Origin of the sequence: Xenococcus sp. PCC 7305 (assembly GCF_000332055.1) — a bacterium.
Lineage (GTDB): Bacteria > Cyanobacteriota > Cyanobacteriia > Cyanobacteriales > Xenococcaceae > Xenococcus.
In genome coordinates, this window is sequence record NZ_ALVZ01000182.1 from 26,318 (window position 1) to 42,346 (window position 16,029).

At 40.8% G+C, this 16,029-nt stretch carries 14 protein-coding genes; 6 read left to right on the top strand and 8 right to left on the bottom strand.

Annotated elements, in window-relative coordinates:
• The first annotated feature begins 60 nt into the window (after positions 1 to 60).
• The 5 genes from XEN7305_RS13670 (at position 61) to XEN7305_RS13690 (ending at position 4,492) form a co-directional block, all read left to right on the top strand.
• Positions 61 to 786: an ABC transporter ATP-binding protein gene (locus XEN7305_RS13670; protein WP_006510039.1), complete on the top strand. Its 726-nt coding sequence runs from the start codon at positions 61 to 63 to the stop codon at positions 784 to 786.
• 146 nt (positions 787 to 932) lie between these two features.
• Complete coding sequence (gene psb30 / locus XEN7305_RS13675; RefSeq protein WP_006510040.1) at positions 933 to 1,073, top strand: photosystem II reaction center protein Ycf12/Psb30; 141 nt, start codon at positions 933 to 935, stop codon at positions 1,071 to 1,073.
• 137 nt (positions 1,074 to 1,210) lie between these two features.
• The gene (locus tag XEN7305_RS13680) at positions 1,211 to 1,549 is read left to right on the top strand and encodes a hypothetical protein (protein WP_006510041.1); all 339 of its coding nucleotides are present in this window, start codon (positions 1,211 to 1,213) and stop codon (positions 1,547 to 1,549) included.
• A 309-nt stretch (positions 1,550 to 1,858) separates the two neighbouring features.
• Positions 1,859 to 2,047: a hypothetical protein gene (locus XEN7305_RS13685; protein ID WP_006510042.1), complete on the top strand. Its 189-nt coding sequence runs from the start codon at positions 1,859 to 1,861 to the stop codon at positions 2,045 to 2,047.
• A gap of 156 nt (positions 2,048 to 2,203) precedes the next feature.
• Positions 2,204 to 4,492: a filamentous hemagglutinin N-terminal domain-containing protein gene (locus tag XEN7305_RS13690; RefSeq protein ID WP_006510043.1), complete on the top strand. Its 2,289-nt coding sequence runs from the start codon at positions 2,204 to 2,206 to the stop codon at positions 4,490 to 4,492.
• A gap of 17 nt (positions 4,493 to 4,509) precedes the next feature.
• On the opposite strand, the gene XEN7305_RS13695 is transcribed toward XEN7305_RS13690, so the two are convergent.
• From XEN7305_RS13695 to XEN7305_RS13715, 5 genes are all read right to left on the bottom strand, one after another.
• On the bottom strand, positions 4,510 to 5,346 hold the full coding sequence (locus XEN7305_RS13695; RefSeq protein WP_006510044.1) for an ABC transporter ATP-binding protein: 837 nt from the start codon (positions 5,344 to 5,346) through the stop codon (positions 4,510 to 4,512).
• A gap of 2 nt (positions 5,347 to 5,348) precedes the next feature.
• A complete protein-coding gene (locus XEN7305_RS13700; RefSeq protein WP_006510045.1) occupies positions 5,349 to 5,975 on the bottom strand; it encodes a cysteine hydrolase family protein in 627 nt (208 codons plus the stop codon).
• Between the two features lie 133 nt (positions 5,976 to 6,108).
• Positions 6,109 to 6,903, bottom strand: coding sequence for an ABC transporter permease (locus tag XEN7305_RS13705; protein WP_006510046.1), 795 nt, complete (start codon positions 6,901 to 6,903; stop codon positions 6,109 to 6,111).
• 308 nt (positions 6,904 to 7,211) lie between these two features.
• Positions 7,212 to 8,231: an ABC transporter substrate-binding protein gene (locus tag XEN7305_RS13710; RefSeq protein WP_006510047.1), complete on the bottom strand. Its 1,020-nt coding sequence runs from the start codon at positions 8,229 to 8,231 to the stop codon at positions 7,212 to 7,214.
• Positions 8,232 to 8,333: 102 nt separating this feature from the next.
• Entirely contained in the window at positions 8,334 to 10,067 is a 1,734-nt protein-coding gene (locus XEN7305_RS13715) for a hypothetical protein (RefSeq protein WP_006510048.1), read from the bottom strand.
• A gap of 251 nt (positions 10,068 to 10,318) precedes the next feature.
• On the opposite strand from XEN7305_RS13715, the gene XEN7305_RS13720 reads away from it, so the two are divergent.
• Positions 10,319 to 12,565, top strand: coding sequence for an alpha-amylase/alpha-mannosidase (locus tag XEN7305_RS13720; protein ID WP_006510049.1), 2,247 nt, complete (start codon positions 10,319 to 10,321; stop codon positions 12,563 to 12,565).
• 290 nt (positions 12,566 to 12,855) lie between these two features.
• On the opposite strand, the gene XEN7305_RS13725 is transcribed toward XEN7305_RS13720, so the two are convergent.
• The 3 genes from XEN7305_RS13725 to XEN7305_RS13735 all read right to left on the bottom strand — a co-directional run.
• Positions 12,856 to 13,296: a putative toxin-antitoxin system toxin component, PIN family gene (locus XEN7305_RS13725; RefSeq protein ID WP_006510050.1), complete on the bottom strand. Its 441-nt coding sequence runs from the start codon at positions 13,294 to 13,296 to the stop codon at positions 12,856 to 12,858.
• A complete protein-coding gene (locus tag XEN7305_RS13730) occupies positions 13,293 to 13,517 on the bottom strand; it encodes a hypothetical protein (protein WP_006510051.1) in 225 nt (74 codons plus the stop codon). Before XEN7305_RS13730 ends, XEN7305_RS13725 begins: the two co-directional genes overlap by 4 nt.
• Before the next feature lie 93 nt (positions 13,518 to 13,610).
• Positions 13,611 to 16,029: Ig-like domain-containing protein (locus XEN7305_RS13735; protein ID WP_006510052.1), on the bottom strand; the 2,419-nt coding region annotated here is incomplete at its 5' end.

Genomic DNA, 16,029 nt, shown 5'->3' on the forward strand with positions numbered 1-16,029 from the left:
TTTCTCTATCTATCTCAATGATTCTATTCTAAGGAATTTTATAATTGTTAACGTTTGAATATGAATAAAAATATTCTTGAAGTACATAATGTTTATGCTGGCTATCTACAGGGTTTGAATATCCTACAGGGTCTTAATTTTCGTATTGCCCCAGGAGAACTAGTGGCAGTCATTGGACCCAATGGCGCTGGAAAATCGACTTTAGCCAAAACAATTTTTGGCTTGTTAACCCCCAATCAAGGCACCATAACATTTAAAGGAGAAAATATTGCCGGCTTAAAATCTAATCAGATTGTTCGTCGGGGAATGTGTTATGTTCCTCAGATAGCTAATGTTTTCAGCGCTCTTTCAGTAGAAGAAAATTTGGAAATGGGGGCATTTATCCGCAATGGGTCTTTAAAAACCCTTAAAGATTCTATTTATGCAATGTTTCCTCGATTGGCTCAAAGAAGTCGTCAAAGGGCAGGCACTCTTTCTGGTGGTGAAAGGCAAATGCTAGCGATGGGAAGAGCTTTAATGCTCGACCCCGAATTACTGATTTTAGATGAACCATCTGCTGCTTTGTCGCCTATGTTGGTCAATGGTGTATTTGAGCAGATCTCAGCCATTAAGGAGACAGGAAAAGCAATTATTTTAGTAGAGCAAAATGCCAAGAAAGCCCTCAAGATGTCTGATCGCGGTTATGTATTGGAAAATGGTTGCGATCGCTTTGAAGGAGTAGGTATTGATTTGCTTCATGATCCTAAAGTCGGGGAATTATACTTGGGGGCAGCTTACAATCAGTGATCATTGGTTCGTCAATCATTGCTTCACAAAATTTTACATAGTTTTATAACTTTGATGAGAAATGCCCAAATCCAGGTATCATATACTATGGCTTATAACATTTAGCTTTCTTAATTAATAATATTTGGTAAATAGCAGGAGACAAAATGGATTTAATGGCGGGTATTTTCAGTGCTTTTGGAAATATTGATTTCAACGTAATTTTCCAATTAACTTGCGTGGCTTTAATTATGATTTCTGGCCCTGTAGTGATTTTCCTTTTAGCATTAAGAGGCGGAGACTTGTAAAGATATATTATTATTCTTTGGTTTTTACCTGATATACCCTTCTCAAATGGGAAGGGTATTTTTATGCCATAACCACAATTTTATCCAAAAAAACGATAGTATGAGCTCATTAAAAACCAAAAATAGCAATAATTACCGTGCTCGATTTAGAACCTATCTTTGAATTTTCCCGTAATAACTGCATTACCATCTGTGCTTTTCTCGTTCCTGCCAATTTATTGACTACTCTACAAACAATGATCTTGGTATTCTTGAATCGCTCAATTCTGAGCATTAGACTGTCTGCTGCGATCGCGATTACATTTGCTTTGACATTATTTTTACATGTTGCCACTTGGTTTGTGATTGGCGTTGTCACTCCAGTTACCTTTATTCTAGGTGCCTTGGGAACTACCTGTATTTTGATTAATCTTTTCACTATTATCTATAGACAACGACTATATTTATTGAGGGAAAAGGTTGCGGGAAATAGCTAACAAAGATTTTCTCCGTAATTGCTCCTTAATACTTAAAGCCTGTGAAGTTCATGTGAGTAGATAAAAAATATTAAGCACAATATATGGATTAAATGAATGCTTTTGTGAAGTGATTGTCAAGATCTCTGATCTTGTGTGATTGCGGTCACTGAAATATCTTTTTAATCTCTTTACTATATACTTATTGAACTTAATTAATTATTAATAATTTAATTTGCTGACAAGTAAAAAGAGCAAGTGATTGCACGTATATGATTAATTAATTCATGTTTTGAGCAAGTATATTTACTAACAATAAAGGGAATAATTATGAAAACTTTATCTTATGCTTTGGCGACATTAGCTGTTATTAGTTTAAGTTTACTACCTGCTAATGCAGTGGAAGAGGTTGTTAAAAATAATGCAGTAACTACCGATACAACCGAGCAAATAAAGCAATCTACTCAACCAGGACAAGGCTGCTGTTGGGTTTTCTTTTATGGATGTTTATGTGGCTAAGATTACAAGCTAAAATAAGTCAGAATTTATCATATTAATATTGAGAGGGCTATTTGATTAATGGCTCTTTCTTTTTTGTTTAATTTACTTTGAGGGTTATAGTTTAAAAAAAACTAGGCTAGCATTGCTACATAAATATTCTCAATATACTTAGTGATGCTAGCTTCTCGGGTTTTAACTTATAGAGTAGAGCAAACTTTAACTACTACTATTTTAAGTGTTCACTTACTTGGCTTTGCTGGGGACTCTGTTCTTGCTCAAGTAGTTCCTGATGGTACACTGGACACTCAAGTTAATTTAATTGATGGACAACATAGGATCACAGGTGGCATAGAATCGGGAACAAATCTTTTTCATAGCTTCGAGATATTTTCTCCTAATACAGATGTTACCTACTTTGAGAACAACAGCAACATTCAAAATATTTTTACCCGTGTAACAGGGGGTTCTGCTTCCTTAATAGACGGGCTAATTAAAGTCAATGATAATGCAAGTTTATTTATTCTCAATCCTGCTGGCATTATCTTCGGTCAGAATACACAGTTAGATATTGGCGGTTCATTTGTCACGACAACGGCTGAATCAATTATTTTTGCAAACGGGACAAAGTTTGGAGCTCAACTCGACCAGACTTCGGCATTATTAACAGTTAATATTCCCATTGGATTGCAATATGGGAATGCTCCAGGAAGCATTTCTAGTAATAATACTGAACCTATCACCCTAGATTTTTCTCCTGAAAATAATATTTCTCCTGGAAAGACAATAGCTTTTCTAGGTGGCAATGTTGACCTAAAAAATATATCTATTAGGGCTTCATCTGGGAATGTAGAAATTGGCAGCGTAGCGCAGGGTGGAATAGTTGGTTTATCTTCTGTTAGCAATGGATGGAAATTTGATTATAAGGATGTTGATAATTTTAATGATATTCAAATTTCCCAATCTGACATCAATACCAGTGGAAAATCAGGGACTATAATCTTGCGAGGGAAAAATATATTTGCTACCAGCTCTTTGCTTACAAATACAGATAGCGACATCGGGATAGTCTCTCTCGCGGCAAATGACTATATTGATTTAGATGACAGTCGTCTATTTACAGGCGATTTGTTGCCATCGGGGCAGGAAAGCAATGAAACTCTAGCTTCCTCTAATGCTCCAGTCACAACATTAGGAGGCGACATAATAGTTTCGGCAAAAGATATTGAAATACGGAATGGGACAGTAATCTCGGCCAATAATTTTAGTGGTCAGCTGGGAAGTAATATTACAATCAAGGCGAGCAAATCTGTAGGCTTATTTGGTTTCAATGATAGCTTTCCTTCTCTAGTTTTGTCTATTGTTGGTCAGACGGGAGCGCAAGGGGGAGTCATTAATATTGAGACAGATCAATTAGTCGTCAAAGACGGCGCAAGAATAGATTCTCGTAGCTTTGGAACAGGTAAGGCAGGAAATATAAATGTTGAGGCTAGAGAGTCGATATTGATATCTGGCACCAGTTTTAGCAATAATGCAGAACAAATATTGAATAGTGGGTTACTCGCTTCTGCCGGGGTTGAAAATTCGTCAAACCCAAATTTAGGAGAAAATGACAGCGTTGGAGAAAGTGGCAGAGTTAATGTTAATACACCTCAATTATCTATCGAAGATGGAGGTGAAATCTCCGTCAGTAATTTTGGTGAAAAAGATGCGGGAAATCTGACAATTAATGCAAAACAATTACTCTTAACTGGTGATGGTCAAATTATTGCTAAAACTGCTTCTGGTAACGGGGGTTCAATTAATATTAATAGCAATGAACTTATCCTCAGAGATCAAGCTTCTATTTCTGCTACAGCTGATTTTAAAGGTGAAGGCAATGATGGGAATGGAGGAAATATAAATATCACAGCAGATAACATAGTCTTGTTTGATGAAAGTACTATTAGTGCAAATGCTAATTTGGGTAGTGGCGGGAATATTACAATTACAACGCAAAGTTTGTTGACTCAAGATAATCCTGAAGATGTAATCACCGCTAGCTCCAAAGTTAAGGGTCTTGAAGGAATAGTTACAATAAAGACACCTGACACTAACTCTAAACTTGAGACAACGCAGCAAAGACGATCGCCCCTCGCAGGAGAAGAAGCCATTTACACAGGCTGTAGTTTGGGTACAGATTTTTCAGCTAATAAGTTTAGTTATATTGGTCGCGGAGGCATCAGGAAAGGCCCATTTGATCCTCTAGAGACCACAACAGTCATTGCAGATCTTGGTGTTGAAGACTCGGAAGCACCAGTTGCGGAGCTTAATTCAAGGAAGATTCCTCAAACCACCAAAATAGAAGAGGAGCCTGCCTCGTCAATCACCGAGGCCACTGCCTGGGTTGTCAATGAGCAGGGAAATGTCGAGTTAATTGCCCAAGCCTCTAATAATGCATTGTCTTCTGGATGTTTATTCAAATAGCAAGATACCCTCTAAAATTAGCGTAATGCCTGAATCACCTGACGTTTATAGTCAATAAACTCTGTGGTGAGCTTAATATCAAGATGACGTTGCTCAGGTAACTCTATGGAGATTTCCGATTTAATCCTGCCTGGATGGGCTGACATCACATAAATTTTTTGAGAGAGAAAGATAGCCTCTTCCACATCATGGGTAATCATCAGCAAGGTAATATGGGTTTTATCCCACAAATCGCGTAGAAATTCTTGCATTTGCTCTTTTGTTTGGGAATCTAAGGCACCAAAGGGCTCGTCCAACAGCAATATTTCAGGTTGATTGGCTAGCGCCCGCGCGATCGCAACTCGTTGTTTCATTCCCCCAGAAAGCTGTTTGGGATATACCTGGGCAAATTGACTTAAACCAATAATTTCTAGATAATAGCGAACAATTTCTTTCTGCTGGGCTCGGGGGATTTTTTTGAGCTTAAGGCCAAAGGCAATATTATCAGCAACGCTTAACCAGGGAAACAGAGTATAGTTCTGAAATACCATGCCGCGATCAGCACCAGGGCCCAATAATTCCTGCCCATTGATCATGACCTGACCCTCAGAAGCAGGCAATAAACCAGCAATAATATTGAGCAAAGTGGATTTCCCGCAGCCCGAGGCTCCGACAATACAAGCAAATTCATTGGGATAAATATTGAGATTAATGCGATCTAAAACTAAAAGTGGCTGAGTTTTATTCCCTTGCTTTTTGCTGATAAAAGTATTGGCAAAAGTTTTGGAAAGATTGAGAACTTCTAATTTCGGCTGCACAAAATCCGATTCTCTAATAATCTGACCAGGATAAACATTATTACATGGAGGCTTCATCTTTAATGAGCTCTAGATATCGATTGGATCTCAGCTGCAATCTGCTGAGTAACGCCTGTTTGATTCAGAAATATTTGACTGTTAATTAAAGAATTACGCTGTAGATATTTCATAGCTTTTAGTGCTGCCCAATGAGCATCCCAATCTGAACCAGCACAACAATCTTCAATGACATAAAAGTTGTAATCTTTTTGGTGAGCATCTGCAACGGTGTAATGCACACAAACATTAGTCATGGTGCCCATAATTATTAAAGTGTCTACCTTTAACCCTCTGAGCAAAATTTCTAAATCTGTGCCAAAAAAGCTACTGTAGCGTCTTTTTGCGATCGCATATTCCCCATCACGGGGATATAGTTCGGGATGAAAATCTGTCCCTGCCCAGTTTTCTAAACAATGAACTGGTTCTACACCATCGAGTTCTCTTCCAAAATCCACCATTTCTTTGCGATGCACTTCTTGAGTATGGATAATTGGTAACCCGATCGTTCGTGCTGCCGCTAACACCTGTTTAGCTTTGGGTAAAACTGCTTCGGTGCCCACTATCTGCAATGCTCCACCATCGAACACATCGGCCTGAAAATCTATAATCAGTAGGGCTGTGCGATCGCAATCAAGATTAAAATTCATTGTAATTCTCAACTATATGGTGATCAACTATCAATTTTTCGGTAACTATAACTATTTTATTATTAATCGGCATCCGACAAATATGTAAATAAAATTATTTTTTGTGAATTTGTCAACGGTAATAATACGGAAATCATTCTTCTGCCCAGGGCAAGGCCAGCTTAGCGAATAGCTTAAAACTGTAATCTAAGAGCAAACCGATAAGACCGATAATTACAATGCAGAAGAGCACTTTATCTGTATTCAAAAATCTCTGTGAATAAATGATTTTAAAGCCTAGTCCATTTTGAGCTGCAATTAATTCAGAAATTACCAGAAAATTCCAAGCCGCCGCCACATTAACTCTGAGGGTATCAATGACACTGGGAATAACCGCAGGGAAAATTACCCGAAACACCAAATGAAACCGATTTGCTCCCAGAGTATAGGCTGTATTGAGCATTTCATTAGGAATAAATTTCACCGCATCGGCAATCATGGTCGCATTATAAAAAACAATCCCCAGAAAAATAATCAAGATCTTGGATAGTTCTCCTAACCCAGCCCAGAGAACAATTAGTGGCATAAAAGCTGCGATCGGCATATAACGCACTACGCCAACAATAGAGCCGAACAGACTTTCCATACTATCAAAAGTCCCCATCGCGATGCCCAAAGGAATACCCACGATCGCAGCTACTAAAAAACCCGCTAAAACTCGGGAAGAGCTGGCAACAATATCAAGCAGCAGCTCTTCTGCTCTAAACATCTCAATTCCTGCTGCCAAAACTGCCGTGGGAGTTGGCAAAAACTGGGGATTAACTAATTCGTTATAGCTAAGTAGAGACCAAATAGTTAACGGGATAATGAGGGCGACGATGGTAAGTAACAATTTTAGCCAAGCGGGAAATTCCTGACGAATACTCCAAAAAACCGAGGGTTTAATCATTTAATATTTAACATTTAACATTAATTTTCGCTTAGGGAAATAGGGATGTAGGGAAATAGGGAAATAGGGAAATCTAGTGGAGGTTGGCGTAAATAAGCTATTTATCAACGAAGAGCAAAAAGCTAATGTATCAAGACTTATTACTTCCGCGCAGCGGCACTAGCTATTATAATCCCCCAAATCCCTAAAACCCCAAGTCCCAACCTGTTCAGTTTTTAAATTCAATCTTTAAACTAGAAGTATTGAACCATTACCCATTTCACCGTAGAACCTTCTGCCTTCTGCCCTCTGCCCTCTGCCCTCTGCCTTCACCTTATAAATTTCGGCTCGATAAATGATGCCATATCAGGAACTGTTTTAATTTGTCCTTGGGAAACTAAAAATTCTGCCATGGCATTCAGTGGTTTCAGGATATAAAGATCGCTATTCGGATTTGCTAGCATTTCTAAATTAGTCTCTAGATCGGGCAATTCAATACCTTCCAAATCGGCAGCTAGAGCTTCGGGTGTAATCTCTAACTTGCCAGCAGCGATCGCGATCGCTTCGTCTCGATTAGTTTCCAAAAAATCTAGAGCTTTCACAATGGCCTTGACAAATGCAGTGACCGCCTCGGGATTAGCGTCAATATACTTGCTATCAAAAGTATAAAAATCGGTGATTGCCGTGGGCATTTTCGAGGAATCGTAAATAATTCTGCCATCGGGTTGTGCTTCGTTGGCTTGGGACAAAAATGGTGCATAGGTGCTAGCAATCTCAACATTGCCCGCTTGATAAGCTGCGGCTGCTGTTGAAGCATCGGCATTAATAATAGTAATATCATTACCCGTCAATCCCACCTCTTTGAGCACTTGCAGCAGGAAAAAATGACCAACTCCACCCTGTTCGGCCGCTACTTTCTTACCCTTAAAATCAGCCAGAGAAGTAATACTATTGCGAGCTAAAATACCATCTCCCCCAGCTGAATTATCTTGTACCAAAACAATTTTGTAGTCTTTCCCTTTATCTGCGAGGACGACAGCTTCTGATGTGACACAAGAAATACAACCATCAATACGATTTGCTAAAAACGCTGAAACATAATCAGTATTGGCTCCAAAAATTTGTAGCTTAACCTCAAGATTTTCATCAGCAAAAAAGCCTTTTTCCTGGGCAATGTAAAAAGGAGTTAAACCAATCCAAGTTACTCCTCCCAAGGTCATTTTCATCTGAGAAGAGGATTGAGCAACAACTGGATTTTGGCCATGTAAAATCATTCCCCCTGCAACTCCAGCCAGAAATTTAATTGCTGTTCGTCGAGAGAATAACCATGAGTTATTATTGTAAGTCATAAAAAATTTAAGATTGCTTCTCGATTAGCTAATAGCTAGTTTGAAAGCCTAAAGCTAGGAGCTGAAAGCTTAGAGTTAAAATAGCATGAAGACAATTGTAATTCACATAAGATCTTCTAATATACAATTAGCGTCAATTACAGTGTAGTTTCCATCAAAAAAAACCCTACAGCGATCTTGATAGGCAATCAAAGCAGGAATATTTCCCTGGCGTAAACTAGCGATTACATTTTGAGTAACTGGTTTATGTTGCCTTAGCCATTTATTACCATGAACAGCATCGGGATTGAAACTCGCCGACTCTAATAGCCAAAAACTGATCTTGTACTGGCGAACAAATTCTCTGACTAGTTCGATATCACTACTATACTGAGCTGTGATTAAATCAACTGCTCGTTGACGAAAGAGGCGATAATAACCCATGTGATAGGGAATTGCATATTCTCCACTAACTAAAACCGAACGCTGGGAAAAAGTTGGTAGGTTATCGGCTTCTCGCACAAGTGAGGCAATCATAATATCCTTGGGTTGTTGCTGGAAAAATTCGTATAAAGCCGTGGCACTGCCAGTTCTATATTGGGTGTTGGGAAAATTCTCTTCTAAGCCGGGATAAAATAAAATCGCGATCGCGATCGCTAAACCCAATAAACCAACAAGGAGCTTTTTGCCTATAATCCAAATATTCATGGCGTTTCCAGGTGTTACTCGTTGCAATTCTCGCCAGAGAACATCTAAAATTGCGGTCAAAACGATTCCTGCTGCGATCACCAAAATAATGCGAAAACTATATCCCGTGTAGCGACTGGGAAGATGCAACTTAAAAAGTACTGCATGAGCTAGGGCAAACATGACCACTGAAACAATAATCAAATGCAGTAATAACTTAACTTGCTTGGTTAGCTGCTTGAGCACAGGAAATTTACCCTGAAAATTCATCAGAATAGGGAACAAAAATCCCAACCTTACAGTTTCTGGTGAGTACAAGGAACGCGGGAACAAGCCACTTCGACCGCCGCCGAAAATATAGTCCCAGAAATGAGCCTTAAAAAATTTGGCTCGACCTTTGTCATAAAAATCTGGTAATGCCAAAGCTTCGGCACGGGTGATTGTGGGGCCAAATTCTGAGACATGGAGCGCATAGGGTAGCATCACGACAAAAGCGACTGCTAAGCCAACACCACAAAAATAGTAGTTCTGGCGATCGCGGATTAATCTGGGACCCATTCCTTGCCAAGTGAATAGTTGTAGAACCAGCATTCCCGATGCCAAAAAGACGCATTGGGGATAAAACAAGCCGAGAAGGGCGATCGCGATCGCGCAGGGAATTAAAGAACGTTTAGCCAAATAATAGAGAAAGGCTAGTAAAAAAGGATAAACGAAAGCTCTAGGAGTCCCAGAGATCATGTCATCCTTCATCCAGAGAGCTTGATTGAGCAAGACACTAGTAATAAAGCAGCCTAAGGGCAGGGGCAAAATCTGTTTACAGAACAAGAAACCGTACCAACTAGCAATCAAACCAATGACTGGTGGCAGCAGCTTATTGAACACCAGCGGATGAATTCCCACTGTGGCTGCTAGCTTATAGAGACTGGTATAGCCAACAGGAGCTACGGATTGAAAATAATCGGCAATCAAATCATTGGGAAACAATTGTGGATCTAGATAACGCAACATCCAAAAAACATGCTGTCGCGCATCGTCTTGCACAATCCAGGCACTACTAAAACCTTCTCGAAGAGCCAAGTAACCACAAAAAAGCGTAAAACCCAAACTGAGACTTAACCAAAAATTCCATACTTGCGAGTTTTTCGTTGGAGAAAACAGTTTTTGTAGCATTAATTCATTAGGTAGTAGGTAAGAGGTTTCAACTGATAACTGATAACTGATCAGACTGTTAACTGATTATAAAAATAGTTGCAAATTGTAACTTGGCATCTGTACCAATGAACACCAATAGTAGGCTGCTAATGTGTTGATAATGTGATTGCCTTATCACCAGTCTCTTCAGTTTAGGTTTTCCCTAACACCTAACACCTAACACCTAACCCCTAACACCTAACCCCTAACACCTACCTGCACACCCACTTATGTCTCATCCTTTGTATGTCGCGTTTATCTGGCATCAACATCAGCCCCTATACAAATCTCGTCAAGCAAACTCAGATTCTTTAGAGCAATATCGCCTGCCTTGGGTAAGACTTCATGGGACAAAAGATTATTTGGATTTGATTTTAATCTTAGAACGCTATCCCAAATTACACCAGACAGTGAATCTAGTGCCCTCACTGATGTTGCAGTTGGAAGATTATGCAGCAGGCAAGGCGATCGATCCCTATTTGGAATTGGCATTAACTCCAGAAGGGAATTTAACCTCAGAGCAAAAGCAATATATTATTAAGCATTTTTTTGATGGTCATTATCACACTTTAGTAGAACCCCATCCTCGCTACAACGAGTTATATCAACAAAGACAAGAATCAGGACATAATTGGTGTTTAGCAAATTGGTCGCGACAGGATTATAGTGATTTGCTCGCTTGGCATAATTTAGCTTGGATTGATCCTATATTCTGGGATGATCCTGAGATTGCGCGTTGGTTAGAAAGAGGTCGGAATTTCACCTTGGGCGATCGCGAAAAGATCTATGCGAAACAAAGAGAGATTATTGCCCGCATCATTCCCCAACATAAAAAGATGCAAAAAGCCGGGCAGTTAGAAGTTACCACCACTCCCTATACCCATCCAATTTTGCCCTTGCTCCATGATACTAATGCCGGAAGAGTCGCCGTCCCGAAAATGAGCTTGCCGAAAACCCGTTTTCAATGGCAAGAAGATATTCCCCGCCATTTGGAAAAAGCTTGGGATATGTACCGCGATCGCTTTGACTGTGAGCCAAGGGGTTTATGGCCTTCGGAACAATCGGTTAGTCCTGAGATTTTGCCCTATATTTCAAAGCAAGGATTTAAATGGATCTGCTCTGATGAAGCTGTATTGGGTTGGAGCCTTCAACATTTTTTCCATCGTGATGAAGCGGGAAATGTTTGTGAACCAGAACTGATGTATCGTCCCTATCGGCTCGAAACTCCTGATGGGGATTTGGCGATCGTGTTCCGAGATCACCGCCTATCTGATTTGATCGGCTTTACCTATGGCAATATGAATCCTCGTCATGCTGCTGCTGATTTGATTGGACATTTAGAAGCAATATCTCGTAGCTTGGCCTATCAACAAACAAATCCCGATGCTTCTCTAGAAGAGCCTTGGCTAGTAACGATCGCCCTTGATGGGGAAAACTGTTGGGAATATTATCAAAAAGATGGTCTGCCATTTTTGGATTCCCTCTACCAAAAACTGAGCAAAGACGATGATATTCAATTAGTTACTGTAGATGAATTTATTACCAAGTTTCCGCCCAAAGAAACTATTCCTACAGCAAAATTACATAGCGGCTCTTGGGTAGATGGCAATTTCACCACTTGGATTGGCGATTCGGTGAAAAATCGTGCTTGGGATTTGTTGTCAGCCGCGAGAGAAACCGTAGCCAGACATCCTGAAGCAACGGAGGAGAATAATCCTGAAGTTTGGGAAGCCCTATATGCGGCTGAGGGTTCCGATTGGTTTTGGTGGTTCGGCGAAGGTCATTCTTCCAGTCATGATGAGATGTTTGACAGTTTATTCCGTGAACATCTTTGTGCCATTTATCAAGCTTTGAATGAGCCGATTCCCCCCGAACTGGAAAAAGCCGTTGAACGACATGACAAAAAAGGCGATCGCTTTCCCCAGGGTTTTATCCATCCCATTATCGATGGCATCGGGGATGAACAGGATTGGGATCGCGCAGGCATGATCGAGATTGGTGGCGCGAGGGGAACCATGCATCGCAGCAGTGTGGTGCAAAAGATTTTCTATGGTTGGGATCATCTCAATTTTTATTTTCGTTTAGACTTCAAGGCTGGTTCCGAGTTGGGAACCGATATTCCTGGGGAATTACATTTGCTTTGGTACTATCCGGGTATTCAAATGTACAATAGCCCAGTTCCTTTGGGAGAGATTCCTCAAGAATCTCCTTTAGATTATTATTTCCATCATCATCTCTGTATTAACTTACTTACTGAATCTGTTTGGCTAGAAGAAGCGGAAGCAGAATGCCGTTGGCATATTCGAGCTTGTCGAGCGGATGTGATGTACGATAAATGCTTAGAAATTTCTGTTCCCTGGGGAGATTTGCACATAGAGCCGGATACTTCTTTGGAAGTTTTAGCTATCTTTGGCGATCATGGGAAGTATCGCAGTTATGTTCCAGAGGATAAGTTTATTCAGTTGCAAGCACCATAATTGACATACTCCCCGACCTAAAGATACGAGGATTCTGGGATCAAACAGCAATAGCGCTCAAACGCTAACTTTTCTTCCCCAGAGCTTTTTCATTCCATTAAGATTTAAGTCTTCAAAAAAATTTAAAAAGCGTCAAGAAAAAATCAGTTATCAGTTATCAGTTATCAGGAAATTAACAAGCTAGAGTTTATGTTTGTTATGAATAAGTAGGCGCGATCGCTTTTAAATGCGTTACAAAATGCGATCGCTCTTGGTGAAATAGTTCAATTTAGTAAGACAAATATTTCACCTTATTCACACTTTTTAGCCAAATACTCCAAGAAAGAATTAACGCCAAGCAACCTTATCCCAAAAGCTTCCATCGCTGTTCTTAACGCCTCATCAGCCCGTAGATCGTCATCCCCAGAAACAATCACATCTGCCTTACTATCAATTGCCATAGCGAGCACGGGTAAGTCTTTGGGATCTAGACAATTAGGCGGAACTGTTTCTAAATCAATCCATATTGCTCTATACTGTAACTGTTTTTCCAGACGCATCGCTTGACTGGCTTCGATTCTTGCTCTTAATCGAGGGCGATTCCAAACTAGATGGAGTTCTTCTATTAGGGGTTGACTCACCACCAACTGGAATTTTTCCTCATTAAATGCTTCCAAAATAGGCAATGTAACTCGCCCTTTTAACAAAATGCGAATCCAAATGTTTGTATCGATAACAGCTCGACACCTCATGCCTTGAGGGATTGCTGACGTACAGCCTTAATTTCAGCTATGATGTCATCTTCCGTAATGTCATCCACAGGGGGTTGAGCATACATTTCTTTAATTAACGCTGCCAGATCTGAACGCAAATCTACTTGAACCAAAGCTCTAGCAACCTGCGCTCGTTCTTCTGGGGGCAATTGTTGCACAGTAACAATAAGCTGATCTAGAGTGATGGGAATGGATATCATGTCAGCGTTCCAATTAAGTTTTTTAATTTTAACATGTTGTTCAACATGATGAATCTAATAGAATTATCGTGAATTAACTCACTGAAAATAGGATTAGACAAAATCGGTTTCATCAATATCTATCGCATCTATTCCAGTCAAAGTAGCTAAAGTTTGAGGACCAGAACTAGCAGTATTTTCGATAATGTCAGTATCTGAGCCATTTTGGCTAATTGTGAGATTGCCAAAGATTAAGCCACCAGTAAGCAGCAAGCGATCAAAACCATCCTGGAAATCAGTAATAATATCTTGGTCAGCAGTGTCACCAGAAACTAAAGCAAAGCGATCATTACCAAATCCCCCAGCTAAACTATCAAAACCAAGACCACCAAACAAGAGATCATCATTGTTTTGACCCAAAAGCGTATCATCACCAGATCCCCCATAGAGAGTATCATTACCATCCTGACCAAAGAGACTGTCATTATTCTCTTGTCCAAACAAGAGATCTGCTTCATCTTGACCTAACAGAGTATCATTCCCAGCCCCACCTTCGAGAGTATCACTGCCTGCATCGCCGTGTAAGCTGTCATTATCATTGCCTCCTGCGATAATATCATTACCATTTCCGCCTTTGAGAGTATCATTGCCGTTGTCTCCAGCTAGACTGTCATTATCATTCAGACCTCGCAAACTATCGTTGCCTTCTCCACCTTTGAGAGTATCATTACCAGAACTACCCCCGAGAGTGTCATTGCCCCCTTGACCAAGAAGGACATCGTGGCCAGAATTTCCTTGAAGCACATCATCCCCAGGCCCACCAATCAAACTATCATCATCATTTCCCCCATCGAGAGTGTCGTTACCAGCTTCCCCGTTGAGAGTGTCATTGCCATCGAGTCCTGTTATGGTGTCATCTCCATCTGAACCCCAAATGCTATCATCCTTAGCGGTACCAAGGAACAGATCATCTATGGTGTTATCATCATCCACTCCATCAATGACAATTTTGACTGTGCCATGAGCAATTTCACCATTACTATCAACTAGTTTGTAGCCAAAGCTATCGGTGGCAAATTCTCCTGGTTCGAGGAATTCAAATTGACCATTAGGATCATAGTCAAAGGTGCCATTGCCATTATCAGTAACCAATCCCAAAGTTGATGTGGTATCTATGCTCTCTAAACTGAAACTATCATCTTCGGGGTCACTGTCATTGGCAAGGACATTATCGGTCGTGAAGGGAGTATCTTCATCGGTGCTGAATTTGTCATCGGTGGCAATGGGAGCATCATTAATGCCATTAATCGTGATAGTTACTGTGGCGGTATCGGTAGAAGTGCCATCGCTGATGGTATAGGTAAAGGTATCGGTGGCAGTTTCTCCATCAGTTAGGGAATCAAAACGGCCATCGGGGTCGTAGTTAAAGGTGCCATCCCCATTATTGAGTACCAGACCGAGGGTGGAACTAGTATCAATACTAGTAATAGAAAGGGTATCTCCATCGGCATCAGTATCGTTAAACAGGACGCTGCTAGTGTTGAAGGGAGTATCTTCATCAGTGTTGAAATCTCTGCCAAACACCACATAGCTCTCTCCAGCATTACTATTGGCTCCAGATGCGCCAATAATCAGATCAGCGGTGCCATCCCCATTGACATCGAACGCGCTACTTACCGAAATGCCTGAACGATCACCCGCAGAAATGCCATTGAGAACAAAACCATTACTGCCATCAAGAGCTGATAATTCGATTGCCGAGCTGGGATTGCTGCTGCCGAATACCACATAGCTCTCTCCGGCATCACTATTAGCTCTATTTGCTCCAATAATCAGGTCAGCTAGTCCATCCCCATTGAGATCTCCGGAATTGCTTACCACATTGCCTGATTGATCACCAATATCAATACCATTAAGGACAAAACCATTGCTGCCATTGAGGGCGGATAATTCGATTGCCGAGCTGGGATTGCTACTGCCGAATACTACATAGCTCTCTCCAGTACCACCATTGCCTCCAGGTGCCCCAATAATCAAGTCAGCTAGTCCATCCCCATTGACATCCCCAGCGTTACTTACAGATCTGCCTGAACGATCATCAGGATCAATGCCGTTAAGGACAAAACCATTGCTGCCATCGAGGGCAGATAATTCGATTGCCGAGCTGGGATTGCTACTGCCGAATACTACATAGCTCTCTCCAGTACCACCATTAGCTCTATTTGCCCCAATAATCAAGTCAGCTAGTCCATCCCCATTGACATCCCCAGCGCTACTTACAGATCTGCCTGAATTATCATCCGCAGTAATACCTTTGAGGACAAAACCATTGTTGCCATCGAGAGCGGATAATTCGATTGCCGAGCTGGGATTGCTACTGCCGAATACTACATAGCTCTCTCCGGTACCACCATTACCTCCAGGTGCCCCAATAATCAGGTCAGCTAGTCCATCCCCATTGACATCCCCGGCGTTACTTACGGTCGTGCCTGAATTATCATCCGCAGTAATACCTTTGAGAACAAAACCATTG

Bases quoted from the DNA above. Each gene is read 5' to 3' on its own strand.
- psb30 (WP_006510040.1), top strand. From the start codon at position 933: ATGGATTTAATGGCGGGTATTTTCAGTGCTTTTGGAAATATTGATTTC.
- XEN7305_RS13710 (WP_006510047.1), bottom strand. From the start codon at position 8,231: ATGACTTACAATAATAACTCATGGTTATTCTCTCGACGAACAGCAATT.
- XEN7305_RS13695 (WP_006510044.1), bottom strand. From the start codon at position 5,346: ATGAAGCCTCCATGTAATAATGTTTATCCTGGTCAGATTATTAGAGAA.
- XEN7305_RS13730 (WP_006510051.1), bottom strand. From the start codon at position 13,517: ATGATATCCATTCCCATCACTCTAGATCAGCTTATTGTTACTGTGCAA.
- XEN7305_RS13690 (WP_006510043.1), top strand. From the start codon at position 2,204: ATGCTAGCTTCTCGGGTTTTAACTTATAGAGTAGAGCAAACTTTAACT.
- XEN7305_RS13670 (WP_006510039.1), top strand. From the start codon at position 61: ATGAATAAAAATATTCTTGAAGTACATAATGTTTATGCTGGCTATCTA.
- XEN7305_RS13725 (WP_006510050.1), bottom strand. From the start codon at position 13,296: ATGAGGTGTCGAGCTGTTATCGATACAAACATTTGGATTCGCATTTTG.
- XEN7305_RS13705 (WP_006510046.1), bottom strand. From the start codon at position 6,903: ATGATTAAACCCTCGGTTTTTTGGAGTATTCGTCAGGAATTTCCCGCT.
- XEN7305_RS13685 (WP_006510042.1), top strand. From the start codon at position 1,859: ATGAAAACTTTATCTTATGCTTTGGCGACATTAGCTGTTATTAGTTTA.
- XEN7305_RS13700 (WP_006510045.1), bottom strand. From the start codon at position 5,975: ATGAATTTTAATCTTGATTGCGATCGCACAGCCCTACTGATTATAGAT.
- XEN7305_RS13720 (WP_006510049.1), top strand. From the start codon at position 10,319: ATGTCTCATCCTTTGTATGTCGCGTTTATCTGGCATCAACATCAGCCC.
- XEN7305_RS13715 (WP_006510048.1), bottom strand. From the start codon at position 10,067: ATGCTACAAAAACTGTTTTCTCCAACGAAAAACTCGCAAGTATGGAAT.